Annotated in this window: 9 protein-coding genes; 7 read left to right on the top strand and 2 right to left on the bottom strand. The window is 74.7% G+C overall.

Features of this window, described 5'->3' with window-relative positions; all coding sequences use genetic code 11:
* The first annotated feature begins 11 nt into the window (after positions 1 to 11).
* The 4 genes from sucB (at position 12) to SNOUR_RS28230 (ending at position 6,924) form a co-directional block, all read left to right on the top strand.
* Entirely contained in the window at positions 12 to 1,733 is a 1,722-nt protein-coding gene (sucB, locus tag SNOUR_RS28245; protein WP_067352431.1) for a 2-oxoglutarate dehydrogenase, E2 component, dihydrolipoamide succinyltransferase, read from the top strand.
* A 247-nt stretch (positions 1,734 to 1,980) separates the two neighbouring features.
* Positions 1,981 to 2,604, top strand: coding sequence for a GntR family transcriptional regulator (locus tag SNOUR_RS28240; protein WP_067352429.1), 624 nt, complete (start codon positions 1,981 to 1,983; stop codon positions 2,602 to 2,604).
* A gap of 340 nt (positions 2,605 to 2,944) precedes the next feature.
* Entirely contained in the window at positions 2,945 to 5,620 is a 2,676-nt protein-coding gene (gene aceE / locus SNOUR_RS28235; RefSeq protein ID WP_067352426.1) for a pyruvate dehydrogenase (acetyl-transferring), homodimeric type, read from the top strand.
* 212 nt (positions 5,621 to 5,832) lie between these two features.
* A complete protein-coding gene (locus SNOUR_RS28230) occupies positions 5,833 to 6,924 on the top strand; it encodes a helix-turn-helix transcriptional regulator (protein ID WP_067352424.1) in 1,092 nt (363 codons plus the stop codon).
* Here the strand turns inward: SNOUR_RS28230 and SNOUR_RS28225 are convergent.
* Together SNOUR_RS28225 and SNOUR_RS28220 are read right to left on the bottom strand one after the other, a co-directional pair.
* A complete protein-coding gene (locus SNOUR_RS28225; RefSeq protein WP_376738596.1) occupies positions 6,882 to 7,892 on the bottom strand; it encodes an SDR family oxidoreductase in 1,011 nt (336 codons plus the stop codon). The genes SNOUR_RS28230 and SNOUR_RS28225 overlap by 43 nt on opposite strands.
* Positions 7,893 to 8,047: 155 nt before the next feature.
* On the bottom strand, positions 8,048 to 9,943 hold the full coding sequence (locus SNOUR_RS28220) for a hypothetical protein (protein WP_067352422.1): 1,896 nt from the start codon (positions 9,941 to 9,943) through the stop codon (positions 8,048 to 8,050).
* Positions 9,944 to 10,251: 308 nt separating this feature from the next.
* Here SNOUR_RS28220 and SNOUR_RS28215 point away from each other — a divergent pair, with 308 nt between their 5' ends.
* The 3 genes from SNOUR_RS28215 to SNOUR_RS28205 all read left to right on the top strand — a co-directional run bounded on the left by SNOUR_RS28215 (position 10,252) and on the right by SNOUR_RS28205 (position 13,176).
* On the top strand, positions 10,252 to 10,770 hold the full coding sequence (locus SNOUR_RS28215; protein WP_067352420.1) for a DUF4240 domain-containing protein: 519 nt from the start codon (positions 10,252 to 10,254) through the stop codon (positions 10,768 to 10,770).
* An 85-nt stretch (positions 10,771 to 10,855) separates the two neighbouring features.
* Entirely contained in the window at positions 10,856 to 11,746 is an 891-nt protein-coding gene (locus SNOUR_RS28210) for a TIGR01777 family oxidoreductase (protein ID WP_067352418.1), read from the top strand.
* 173 nt (positions 11,747 to 11,919) lie between these two features.
* The gene (locus tag SNOUR_RS28205; protein WP_067352416.1) at positions 11,920 to 13,176 is read left to right on the top strand and encodes an NAD(P)/FAD-dependent oxidoreductase; all 1,257 of its coding nucleotides are present in this window, start codon (positions 11,920 to 11,922) and stop codon (positions 13,174 to 13,176) included.
* Positions 13,177 to 13,181 lie beyond the last annotated feature (5 nt).

Genomic DNA, 13,181 nt, shown 5'->3' with positions numbered 1-13,181 from the left:
CAACTGAAACCATGACGGTTTCCGTAACCCTGCCGGCGCTCGGCGAGAGCGTCACCGAGGGCACCGTCACCCGCTGGCTGAAGGCCGAGGGCGAGCGCATCGAGGCCGACGAGCCGCTGCTGGAGGTGTCGACCGACAAGGTCGACACCGAGATCCCGGCCCCGGCCTCCGGCATTCTGGCCTCCATCAAGGTGGCCGAGGACGAGACCGTGGAGGTCGGCGCCGAGCTGGCCATCATCGACGACGGCACCGGTGCTCCGGCCGCCGCGCCGGCGCCGGCCGCCGCCGAGGCCCCGGCCCCGGCCGCGCAGCCCGAGCCGGCTCCGGCCCCCGTGGCCGAGGCCCCCGCCGCCGCCCCCGCGGGCGCTGCCGAGGGCACGGACGTGCTCCTCCCGGCGCTCGGCGAGAGCGTCACCGAGGGCACCGTCACCCGCTGGCTGAAGGAGGTCGGCGAGGAGGTCTCCGAGGACGAGCCCCTGCTCGAGGTCTCCACCGACAAGGTCGACACCGAGATCCCCGCCCCGACCTCCGGCACCCTGCTGGAGATCCTGGTGGGCGAGGACGAGACCGCCGAGGTCGGCGCCAAGCTCGCGGTGATCGGCGTCAAGGGTGCGGCTCCGGCCGCCGCCCCCGCCCCGGCAGCCGCTCCGGCTCCGGCGCCCGCTGCTGCCCCGGCCCCGGCGCCCACCCCGGCTCCGGCTCCGGCCGCTGCTGCCCCGGCCCCCGCGCCTGCTCCGGCCCCGGCTCCGGCTCCGGCTCCGGTCGCGCCCGCCCCTGTCACCCCCGCCCCGGCGGCCGGTGAGGCGGACGGCGCCTACGTCACCCCGCTGGTCCGCAAGCTCGCGGCCGAGAACGGCGTCAACCTCGCCACGGTCAAGGGCTCCGGTGTCGGTGGCCGGATCCGCAAGCAGGACGTCATCGCCGCCGCCGAGGCCCTCAAGGCCGCCGTGCCGGCCCCGGCCGCGCCGGCCGCCGCGCCGTCCAAGGCCCCGGCGCTGGAGGTCTCGCCGCTGCGCGGTCAGACCGTCAAGATGCCGCGGATGCGCAAGGTCATCGGCGACAACATGATGAAGGCCCTGCACGGCCAGGCGCAGCTGACCTCCGTGGTCGAGGTGGACATCACCGCGATCATGCGGATGCGCAACAAGGCCAAGGACTCCTTCGCGCAGCGTGAGGGCGTCAAGCTCTCCCCGATGCCGTTCTTCGTCAAGGCCGCTGTCCAGGCGCTGAAGGCCCACCCGGTCGTCAACGCCCGGATCAACGAGGACGAGGGCACCATCACCTACTTCGACACCGAGAACGTCGGTATCGCGGTGGACGCGGAGAAGGGCCTGATGACCCCGGTCATCAAGGGTGCGGGCGACCTCAACATCGCCGGCATCGCCCGGAAGACCGCGGAGCTGGCCGGCAAGGTCCGCGCCAACAAGATCACCCCGGACGAGCTGTCCGGCGCGACCTTCACCATCAGCAACACCGGTTCGCGCGGCGCCCTGTTCGACACCGTGATCGTGCCCCCGAACCAGGTCGGCATCCTCGGCATCGGTGCCACCGTCAAGCGCCCGGTGGTCATCAACCACCCGGACCTCGGCGAGACCATCGCCATCCGTGACATGACCTACCTGGCCCTGTCCTACGACCACCGTCTGGTGGACGGCGCCGACGCGGCCCGTTACCTGACCACGGTCAAGCAGATCCTGGAGGCCGCGGAGTTCGAGACCGAGATCGGTCTCTAGCGGTCACCCGGGTGACCGAGGATCGCAACGAGACCGAGATCGGTCTCTGACCCAGGCGGTCGCCCGCTCCGTGTGATCGAGGATCACACCTGCTCCCGACTCCCGTCGGAGAAGCGGGAGTTGTGCACCGGGGCCGGCCCCGGCTCGTTCCGACGAGCCGGGGCCGGCCCTTTTGTACGTCGGCGTCCCCGATAATGGCCCCGGCACCACACCCCTCGCGGCCCCACCCGCTCTGAAGGAGCACGTCATGACCCCGCCCGTCGTCCATTCGCTGCGCGAGCAGATCCGCGAGCACATCCTCGAGGGGATCGTCAGCGGGCGCTGGCAGCCGGGCGAGCGGATCGTGGAGCGGCGGATCGCGGTGGAGCTGGAGGTCAGCCAGACGCCCGTCCGGGAGGCGCTGCGGGAGCTGGAGTCGCTGCAGCTGATCGAGTCGGCGCCGAACAAGGGCGTCCGGGTGCGGAACCTCACCGCGGACGATCTCAAGGAGAGCTACCCGGTGCGGGCCGGGCTGGAGCAGGTCGCCGCCGAGCTGGCGGCCGGGCGGCTGGCGGAGGACACCGCGGCGCTGGAGCGCGAGGTGGCAGCCCTGCGGGACGCCGACGCGGCGGGCGACGGCGAGGCGCAGGTGCGGCACACGGTGGCCTTCCACCGGGAGATCGTGCGGGCGGCCGGGAACGCCGTACTGCTGCACACCTGGGAGGGGCTGGGCGTCGAGGTCTGGACGACGCTGTCGATCCGCTGGTTCAGCCCGGAGCCGCGCTCGCACGCGCAGGACCACCAGGAGCTGGTGGACGCGTTCCGGCGGCGCGACCCGCGGATCGGCGCGCTACTCAAGGCGCACGTGCTGAGCTGCGCGCCACGGGTCTGAGGCACCGGGGGACGAATCCGGCGAAGCGGTCCTGCGGAGTGTTCCGCGGGGCCGCTTCGCCGTGCGCCGGCGACCCACGCGGAATCGGCCGTTCCCGTGCATTCGGAACGCCTGATTCCGGGGTGTGCCGAGGGCGCTCCGAGGCGTAACGGAGGGGGGCTCCGGGGCTGGCACGGGGTGCCCCATATTGCGGCACCCCGTGCCGACCTGCGGTTTTTCCCCCGACCGGCGTTGATCGATCATCGATCAGAGCGTTATCGTCGAGGACTGGGGCGCGACACCCCTGCCTGCCGAATGCCTGCCGAACTCGCATTCCCACCCGTCCGGAAAGGGGCCACCCATGCCCGATCCCGTGCGCCTGCCGTACAGCCAGCTCGACCAGCTCCCGGACCGCGACCCCGAGGAGACGGCCGAATGGCGCGAGTCGCTGGACGCCGTCACCAAGGCAGCGGGCCCGCATCGCGCCGCGTACCTGATGCGCCGTGCTCTGGAGCACACCGCGCACACCGAAGGCACCGACCTGCCCTCGCTGGTGGAGACGGACTACGTCAACACCATCCCGACCTCCGCCGAGCCCGCGTTCCCGGGTGACGAGGCGATGGAGGCCCGGATCACCGCCTGGAACCGCTGGAACGCCGCCGCCATGGTGACCCGCGGCTCCAAGCTCGGCCTGGGCGGCCACATCGCCACCTTCGCCTCGGCCGCCTGGCTGTACGAGACCGGCTTCCAGCACTTCTTCCGCGGCAAGGAGGGCGACGGGTCCGGCGACCAGCTCTACATCCAGGGCCACGCCTCCCCCGGCATCTACGCCCGCGCCTTCCTCGAAGGCCGGCTCACCGAGGAGCAGCTCGACCACTTCCGCCAGGAGGCCGGCGGCGAGGGCCTGCCCTCCTACCCGCACCCGCGGCGGCTGCCCTGGCTGTGGGAGTTCCCCACCGTCTCCATGGGCCTCGGCCCGCTCTCGGCGATCTACCAGGCGCGCTTCAACCGCTACCTGGAGCACCGCGGCATCAAGGACACCAGCAACTCGCACGTCTGGGCCTTCCTGGGCGACGGCGAGATGGACGAGCCGGAGTCGACCGCCGCACTGGCGCTGGCCGGCCGCGAGGGCCTGGACAACCTGACCTTCGTCATCAACTGCAACCTGCAGCGCCTGGACGGCCCGGTCCGCCCCAACTTCAAGATCGTGCAGGAGCTGGAGGCCCAGTTCCGCGCCGCCGGCTGGAACGTCGTCAAGGCCCTGTGGGGCCAGGCGTGGGACGAGATCTTCGCGCTCGACACCGACGGCGCGCTGATCCAGCGCCTCCGTGAGACCCCGGACGCGCAGTTCCAGACGTACGCCACCCGCGACGCCGCCTACCTGCGCGAGCACTTCTTCGGCGCGAGCGACACCCTCAAGGCGATCGGCGCGCGGCTCTCCGACGCCAAGCTGCTGGAGCTGTTCCAGACTTCCCGCGCCGGCCACGAGCCGCGCAAGGTGTACGCCGCGTACCGGGCCGCCGTCGAGCACAAGGGCGCGCCGACGGTCATCCTGGCGCAGACCGTCAAGGGCTACACCCTGGGCACGGGCTTCGAGTCCCGCAACGCCAACCACCAGATGAAGAAGCTGACGATGGCGGAGTTCCGCACCATGCGGGACCTGCTCGAACTCCCCATCCCGGACAGCGCCCTGGAGGGCGACCTGGTGCCGTACTGGCGCCCGGCCGAGGACTCCCCGGAGATGCGGTACCTGCGCACCCGGCGCGCCGCCCTGGACGGCCCGGCCCCCGCCCGCAAGGTCGCGGCCAAGCCGCTGCCGATCCCCGCGGACAAGGCGTTCGACGCGCTGAAGAAGGGCTCGGGCAGCCAGGAGATCGCCACCACCATGGCGTTCGTCCGGCTGGTCAAGGACCTGATGCGGGACAAGGAGACCGGCAAGCGCTGGGTCCCGATCGTCCCGGACGAGGCCCGCACCTTCGGCATGGAGTCGCTCTTCCCGACCGCCGGCCTCTACTCCCCCAAGGGCGCGACCTACGACCCGGTCGACCGGGACCAGCTGCTCTGGTACAAGGAGGCCAAGAACGGCCAGATCCTCAACGAGGGGATCACCGAGGCCGGTTCGCTGGCCGACTTCACCGCCGCCGCGACGTCGTACGCGACGCACGGCGAGCCGATGATCCCCTTCTACATCTTCTACTCGATGTTCGGCTGGCAGCGCACCGCCGACCAGTTCTGGGCGCTCGCCGACCAGCTGGGCCGCGGCTTCGTGATCGGCGCCACCGCCGGCCGCACGACGATGACCGGTGAGGGTCTCCAGCACGCCGACGGCCACTCGCACCTGATCGCCTCCACCAACCCGGCGGCGCTCTCGTACGACCCGGCGTTCGCCTACGAGGTCGCGGTGATCGTCAAGGAGGGTCTGCGCCGGATGTACGGTCCGGACGCTGAGGACGTCTTCTACTACCTGACGGTCTACAACGAGACCAAGGTGCAGCCGGCGATGCCGGAGGGCGTCGAGGAGGGCATCCTCAAGGGCCTCTACCGCTTCAAGGAGGCCACGTCCATCGAGGGCGCCGAGGTCCCGCGGCTCCAGCTGCTGGCCTCCGGCACCGCGATCCACTGGGCCCTGGAGGCGCAGCAGTTGCTGGCCGCCGACTGGGGCGTGGCGGCGGACGTGTGGTCCGCCCCGTCCTGGACGGAGCTCCGCCGCGACGCCCTGGAGTGCGACGCGGCCCGTCTGGAGGGCGAGGACCGGATCCCCTACGTCACCCGTGCGCTGGCCGGCGCCCCCGGTCCGGTCGTCGCGGTGAGCGACTGGATGCGGGCGGTCCCGGACCAGATCGCCCCGTGGGTCGAGCAGGACTGGACGTCCATAGGGACGGACGGCTTCGGCCTGTCCGACACCCGCGAGGCGGCCCGCCGGTACTTCGGCGTCGACCCGCAGTCGGTGGTCGTCCAGGCGCTGGCGGCCCTCGCCCGGCGCGGCGACGTCAAGCCGGAGTCGGTCAAGGAGGCCCGGGAGCGCTACGGGCTGTGAGCCCCGTCCTCTGAAGCCGCGCGGCGGGCGCCGCTCGGTGGGGCCGGTGCCCGCACCGGCCCCCGGACGCGGGCGGCCCCGGCCGACACCGGGCACCGCCCGCCCCCACACTCCCGTGCGAAGACCACCCACCGCGCCCGGGGTCTTCGCACGGGACCCTTTCCGTTCCGCGTGCGCGGGGCGTTGTCAGTGCTGCCCCGCATGATGGATCCATGCGTGCCGCACGGCTGATCAGAATGGTGTTGCTGCTCCAGTCCCGGCCGTCGATGACGGCCGGGGAGCTGGCGCGGGAGCTGGAGGTCTCGGAGCGCACGGTCGCCCGGGACGTGCTGTCGCTCTCGGAGGCCGGGGTGCCCGTCTACGCGGACCGCGGCCGGTCCGGGGGCTACCGCCTGATAGGCGGCTACCGCACCCGGCTGACCGGGCTGCGCCTGCGCGAGGCGGAGGCGCTCTTCTTGTCCGGAGTGCCCTCCGCGCTGCGGGAGATGGGCCTGGCCGACGTCGCGTCCGCGGCCCGGCTGAAGGTCTCCGCCGCGCTGCTGCCGGAGCTTCGGGACGCCGCGTCCGGCGCCGCCCAGCGCTTCCATCTGGACGCGCCGCGCTGGTACCACGACCCCCGGACGCCCGAGCTGCTGCCGGTGATCGCCGACGCGGTGTGGGACGACCGGCGGCTGACGGCCCGCTATCTCCGGGCCGGCCGCGAGGTGGCCCGGGAGCTGGAGCCGTACGGCCTCGTGCTCAAGGCGGGCGTCTGGTATCTGGCGGCCCGGGCCGTGGCGGGTCCGCCCGAAGGGAGCCCCGCCACGGCCGCCGGCTTCCGGGTCTACCGCGTCGACCGGTTCACCGCGGCCGAGCCGGCCGTTCCGGTGGACGGTCCGCCGGACGGCCGCGCGGCCGGGGACGCGGCGCGCACCGGGCGCTTCGTCCGCGACCCGGAGTTCGACCTGCCCGCGTTCTGGGCCGAGCGGGCCGAGCAGTTCCGGCGCTCACTGCTGCGCGAGGAGGCCGTGATCCGGCTCTCCCCGCACGGCGTCCGGCAGTTGCCCCACGTCACCGAGCCGGCCGCGGCCGAGGAGGCCGTCGCGCGGGCGACGGCCGAGGGCGGGCCCGATGAGCGGGGGTGGCTGACGGTCACCCTCGCCGTGGAGTCCCAGGAGGTCGCCTACGCCCAACTGCTGGGGCTCGGCCCGGAGGTCGAGGCCCTGGCTCCCGCCGCGCTGCGGGAGCGGTTCGCGGCGGCCGCCCGCCGCGCCGCCGCGCTCTATTCCCCGGTGCCGGAGGAGGAGGACGCCGGGACGCGGTAGTCCTCGGGACCGGCGTCCTTGCCGCCCCGCACCACCTCCTCGAAGTAGCGGAAGCAGTCCGGCTGCGAGCCGTCGGTGTCGGTGAAGCCGTACTCCCGCGCCAGCTGGCCGCTGGAGAGCGACCGGCCGGTGAAGCGCGCCTTCTCCGGGTCGGCGGCCAGCGCCCGCACCGCGCGGCCGATGAGGGCCGGCGATTCCGCGATGGCGAAGTGCGGCTCCTCGGCGATCGCGTCCCGCCAGGTCTCCTCGGTGACGCCGAAGTGGTCCAGCATCTCCTCGGACCGCAGGAAGCCCGGGGTGAGCGAGACGGCCGTACCGCCGTACTCCGCCAGCTCGCCGGCGAGCCCGAAGGCGATCCGGTGCGGGACGCTCTTGGTGAGGTCGAAGCAGAGGCTGTCGCGGTAGACGCGGTTGAACTCCTCGGTGCCGTCGGTGACCTCGACGACCAGTCCGCCCGGCCGCCGGATCAGCAGCGGCAGCGCGAAGTGATGGGTGATGATGTGGGTGTCGATGCCGAGCCGGAACATCCGCAGCCCGCCCGCCAGGTCCAGGTCCCACACCTTGGTGTCGAACTGGATCAGCCGGTCGCCGCCCCAGACGCTGTTGACCAGGACGTCCAGCCGCCCCTGCTCCCGGTCGATGCGCTCGACGAGCGCCCGGACCCGCGCCGGCTCCAGGTGGTCGGTCGGCACGGCGATCCCCCTGCCCCCGTTGCCCTCGGCCCCGGCCGCGGTCACCAGCTCCGCGGTCTCCTCGATGGTCTCCGAGGGCCGGCCGACCTCGCTGACCGCGTCCCGGGTCGTGCGGCCGGTGACGTACACCACCGCGCCGGCCCGGCCCAGCTCCACGGCCATCGCCCGGCCGGCGCCCCGGGTCGCCCCGGCGACCAGCGCCACCCGCCCGGACAGATCGCCCGTGGGCACCCCCCGGTGCGCGGCACCGTTCCCCGAACTCTCCGCCGCGGCCACCGACCGCCCCTGCGATGCCCGGCTTTCCGCCCTCTCGTGCGCCGTCACGTCGTGCTCCTCGCGTCGTCCCGTGTGGTCGTACACGGCGACCCTGACAGGGAAAGCCGACATCTCCTGTCGGGTTTTCCGGGCCTCTTCGGGTCCTCCCGCTCGACCTACGGCAGCATCGCCGGCAGGCTCCGGCCGTCCCGCAGGTGCCCGGCGACCTGCGCCGTGGTGTTCCGGGCCGCCGGGACCGCCAGCACCGGCGCCTGGGCCGCCGCCCGGACCCCGCCGGACACGTCGACCTTGGCCAGCTCGCCGCTGCCCGCCGCGAGCAGGTACCACTTCCCGGACTTCGCCTGCCAGTGGACGTCGGCGAGCACATGCCGGCCGAACGGGCTGCACGCCGCGGTGCCGACGGCCCGGCCGGCGATCCGCCCCGGGTCGGCCGGTCCGACGGCCGGCGGCTGGAACTGCACCATGGCCCGGCCCGGACCGCGCCAGGTGTCGGCACGGTTGCAGACCCAGGTCGCGGTGCCGCCGCCCTCCGGCAGCTCCTGCCGGGCGTAGGCCCAGTTGGTGACGGACCGTACGCCGGTGCCGCGCAGCGACCGCAGGGTGCAGGCGGTGCGCGCCCAACTGTGCAGCGCGGGCGCGCCGGTCGCCTCGCCGGGACCGCCGCCGGCCGCAGCGGGCGGCACGGACGTCAGGTGCACCGGCGCCAGGTCGCCGAGGTCGGTCATCAGGAAGGAGCGGCGGTCGTCGATCCGCGGCGAGGAGTGGAATTCGGCCACCGGCCAGTGCCCACAGGGGGCACCGTCCGCGGGCGGGATCGGGATGCGGTCGGTGACGCCGTCCGGGGCCAGGTGCAGTCCGTGCGGCGGGGCGTCCGGCGCGAGCAGGTCCCGGACGGCGACCTCGGCGACCCAGGGCGCGATCAGATACCGCAGCCAGCCGTTGCCGCGGCCGATCACCAGCCCGCCGGCGGAGGCGAGGTCCGCGTTGTCGACCCGGGCGAAGTGCAGGGTGGGCGTGGCGTCTTGGGGCTCGGCGTAGCGCACCAGCCGCTCGCCGTCGTGGAAGACCACCACCATGACGTTGTCGATCAGTCCGGCGTACAGCAGCCGGGGCGGGGCGGCGGGCGGCCGGGTGGAGGTGTCCGCCGCCGCGACGATCCGGGTGCCGGCAGGCGGCGCGGCCCACACCCCCAGCGCCCGCGCCAGCAGCTGCCAGTCGCCGGCCTGCCGGCCGCGCGCCGGCCAGGCGGTGAAGTCCACCCGGGCGGTCCGGGCCCACTGCTCGTTGGGCGCGCGCAGCAGCCGGCCGGGGTCGAGGGCCTGCTGGGCGGCGGTGGGGGCGGACCCGCCCGCGGGCCGGCCGCCGGGCAGCGCCATCGCGAGCGCCCCGACCACCGCCACCGCCGCGAGCACGCCGGTCGCCCGCACCCGCTGCCGGCGGCGCAGCAGATCCGTCGGCCGGGCCTGCACCGTGCAGGGGTCGAACTCCCCCGAGTTCAGCAGCGCGCCGGCGCCGGCCCCGGTCCGCCGGTCCAGCTGCCCGGCCGCCCGCAGCGCCATGTCGGGGTCCGGGACCCCGGCCCGCGCCAGGACCGCGCGCGCCGCGTCCGCGTCCAGTCCCTCCAGGTGCCACAGCCCCAGGGCGGCCCGGACCGCGGCCGGGACCGCCGACAGGGCCTGGTCCAGGGCGAGTTCATCGGCGCCGCCGGCACGCGGGAAGAGCCGCAGGCCCCACACGAACGGCACGGTCGGCAACAGGACGGCCGGTCGCTGCCGGTCCTCGTAGGCCAGCGCCAGCTCCAGGGTCCGTTGGCGGACCAGGTCGTAGCCGGAGCCGGCGTCCGAGCCGCGCTGGGCGGGCAGCGCACCGACCGGCCGGCGCGGCACGCGCCACGGCAGGGCCCGCTGCACCAGCCCGTGCGCGGTGAGGACCTTGCGGTGGCGGCCCATCGACGGGGGCAGGACGAGATAGGCCAGGCGGACCAGCCGCGGATAGTGCTCGACGAGGGCCGCCTCGGCACGTTCGACCTCGGCCCGGGTTCTTTCGTCCATGGGCATGGCGGGATGCGCCCTTCACGAAGTGGGGGGATACGGGGTGGGAGAAGCGCTGGGTGGGGCACTGGTGGGGCGGGAGGGACACTGCGCGGGGTGGGAGGGATGGGAGGGGTACTGCGTGGGTGGTGGGGGGGGGAGGGGGCTGCGCTGCCGTCGTTGCATGCCGCACAACGACGGAACCGCGACGCGGTCACCCGCCGGACCCCCCTCCTGGCGTCCCGGACGCCCCGGCCCGGACGCCGCGCCGCCGCATCCGGTGCACTCCGCGTGCGGGCCGCGGCGGCAGGACGGATGCTGGAGCGGTGATGGACGAGACGGAGTTCTGGGAGCTGGTGGACGGCTCCCGCGCGGCCGCCGGCGGCGACCCCGAGGAGCAGGCCGACGCCCTGGTGGAGCGGCTGCTCGGGCTCGACCCGGACCGCGTCATCGACTTCGCCCGCCACTTCGAGGCCCGCTACAACCGGGCCTACACCTGGGACCTGTGGGCCGCCGCGGCACTGATGCTGGACGGCGCCAGCGACGACGCCTTCGACTACTTCCGCTGCTGGCTGATCGGCCAGGGCCGGCACGTCTTCGAGGGCGCGCTGCACGACCCGGACCAGTTGGCCGGCCTCGTCGGCGACTTCGACGAGGAGACCGACGGCGACGCCGAGGAGCTGGGCTACGCCGCCGACGAGGCGTACGAGCAGCTGACCGGCACCGTCATGCCCGACCTGGAACTGCCCCCGGCCCCACCGGAACCGCTCGGCACCTACCTCGACCTCGACGACGACGCGACCCTCGCCGAGCGCTTCCCCCTGCTGTGGGACCGCTTCCGCGGCTGAGGTCCCGCGCCGCCGCGGCGCACTCCCGCCCGGCTCACCCCGACCCCTCCCCGGTGGCGTCACGGATTGCGGGCAGGATGGCCCCATGCGGATCGCGATCACCGGCTCGACCGGACTCATCGGCACGGCCCTCGTCCGGAACCTGCGCGCGGACGGCCACGACGTCGTCCGGCTCGTCCGCCGCCGGCCGACCGCGGCGGACGAGGTGTCCTGGGACCCCAAGGGACGGCTGGACCCGGCCGCGCTGGCCGGCTGCGAGGCGGTGGTGCACCTCGCCGGGGCGGGCGTCGCCGACCACCGCTGGACCGCCGCCTACAAGCAGGAGCTCCACGACAGCCGGGTGCTGGGCACCCGGACCCTGGCCACCGCGCTGGCCGCGATGGACGTCCCGCCGCGGGTCCTCGTCTCCGGCAGCGCGATCGGCTACTACGGCGACACCGGCGACCGGCGCACCGACGAGAGCGGGCCGGCCGGTTCGGGCTTCCTGCCGGAGCTCTGCGTGGCGTGGGAGGACGCCGCGACGCCCGCCCAGGAGGCCGGCATCCGGACCGTCCTCGCCCGGACCGGTCTGGTCGTGGCACGCTCCGGCGGTGCCTGGGGACGGCTCTTCCCGCTGTTCCGGCTGGGGTTGGGCGGTCGGCTCGGCGACGGCAGCCAGTACTGGAGCTTCATCTCCCTGCGGGACCACATCGCGGCGCTCCGCCACCTGCTGGCCACCGAGGGGCTGTCCGGGCCGGTCAACCTCACCGCGCCGGAACCGGTCACCAACCGCGAGGCGACGGCGGTGATGGGCCGTGTGCTGCGCCGCCCGACGCTGTGCACCGTGCCGGCGCCGGTGCTGCGGATCGCCCTCGGGGAGTTCGCGGCGGACGTGCTGGGCAGTCAGCGGATCGTGCCGCGGCAGCTGCTGGACTCCGGTTTCGGCTTCGCGGACCCGCGGATCGCGGACGCGGTGCGCGCCGCCCTGGCGTCGTAGGGCGCGGCGGGTCGGGAGGTGGCGCGGGGGCCGCTCCGACGCGCCCCCAGGGCGCCCCTGTCGGCCGGGCCGCGGCGCCCTACGGTCCTCGGACACACCACTGGGCATCCCGGACCGCCGCACCGGGCATGAGAACCGTGCGCCGCCGCTGGGACCGACCTCGGGAGGGGCATGTGCTGCGCACCGCATCGGTCGTCGACGTCGTCATCGTGGGGGCCGGGCCGGCCGGTCTCGCCGCCGCTCGCCATCTGACCGCGGCGGGGCTCGCGGTCACCGTCCTGGAGGCCGCGCCACGGGTCGGCGGCCGGTCCGTCACCGACGAGGTGGACGGCTTCCGCCTGGACCGCTGCGGCCGGCCGCTGGCGGTCTCCCCCGCCGCGCTGCGCCGGACGCCGGGCCTGGGCGAGTTGACGCTGCGTCCGTTCGCGGCCGGACTGAGCCTCCACAACGGCCAGCGGACCCAACGCATCAGTCCGCTGCGGTGCACGAGGGGCGCACTGTCCGCGGCGCGCGCCCTCACACGCGCCGACCGCCGTACGGAGCGGATCGCCGACCTTCCGGTCAGCGAGGCCCTGGCCGGCCGCCCGGCGTTCCCGCCGCGCACCCACGACACCTTCCTGCGGCCGCTGTTGGGCGCGCTGCTCTGCGACCCCCGGCTGGGCGGCTCCAGCCGGGGCGCCGCGCAGGTGCTGCGGACCTTCGCGGAGGGGCGGCTGACGCTGCCGACGGGCGGCGCCTTCGCCGTCCCGGATCTGCTGGCGGCCGGCCTGCCGCCGGGCACGGTCCGGACGTCCGTGGAGGTCACGGCCGTCGACGCCAACGGCGTCGGCACCCGCGAACACGGCCGGACGGCGTGCCGGGCGGTGGTGGTGGCGACCGGTGCGCGGGACGCCGCCGCGCTGCTGCCGGGGCTGCGGCTACCCGCCTTCCACCCGGTCACGGTGCTGCACCACACCGCGGACGCCCCGGCCGGCACCCGCGGCGGTCCCCACCGGGACACCACCCTGATCCTGCCGACCGACGGCCCGATCGGCTTCACCTACCTCGCCGGCGCGATCGACCCGTCCCGCACCCCGCCCGGCCGGCCGCTGGTCACCACCGTCGTGCTCGGCCCCGCCGCGGCACTGCCGCTGGACGTCCTCGACAAGACCGTCCGACCGCAGCTCGACCGGATCCACGGGGTGCGGGCCGAGGACTGGCGGCTGCTGACCGGCCATCACGACCCCTACGCGGTGCCCGCGATGGCCGCCCCGCACGACCCGCAGCGCACCGTACGGATGCTGGCCGGGCTCTATGTGTGCGGCGACCACCGCGACACCGGCACGCTCCAGGGCGCACTGCGCTCCGGCCACCGCGCCGCGCGCGCACTGCTCCAGGACTTCGGCGTGCCGGCCCGCCCGGAAACGGACGCCGTACGGGCCGCGGCCTAGGCTCC

The sequence above is a fragment of the Streptomyces noursei ATCC 11455 genome, assembly GCF_001704275.1.
GTDB lineage: Bacteria > Actinomycetota > Actinomycetes > Streptomycetales > Streptomycetaceae > Streptomyces > Streptomyces noursei.
This window is presented reverse-complemented; position numbering and strand designations above follow the sequence as displayed.